Raw genomic sequence first — 371 nt, forward strand, 5'->3', positions numbered from 1 at the left:
ATTGAAAAATGGAAATCTGTTGCACAAGAAAATATTGCTGCAATTATACAAACAGATACACCTTTAGTCAATCAACAAGGAAATTTTTTAACAATAGCTTATATCGGAACATTATTTCCGGCACGTAGTGGTATAATGGACAAACTGATCTTGTCTGTACCTATAACTGATAAAGAAGGAAAAGCATTTTTATCAGATGTGGTAGTTAATCCAACACACGCAGCATATATACCTATAAAGTCATCACCAAGAAATTTTGCTCAATTAATAAATAGCTTGAAAGGGAGACCTTATGGTTGGGGAGGGCTATCATACTATAACGACTGTTCTGCAGAACTTAAAGGGATGTTTCTTCCTTTTGGTATTTGGTT

Annotated in this window: 1 protein-coding gene; it reads left to right on the forward strand. The window is 34.2% G+C overall.

Features of this window, described 5'->3' with window-relative positions; genetic code table 11:
* Positions 1-371: SH3 domain-containing protein (locus ACRRVB_RS05020; protein WP_432466856.1), on the forward strand; the 371-nt coding region annotated here is incomplete at both ends.

Source organism: Candidatus Cardinium hertigii, from assembly GCF_050864855.1.
Classification (GTDB): Bacteria; Bacteroidota; Bacteroidia; order Cytophagales; family Amoebophilaceae; genus Cardinium; species Cardinium hertigii_C.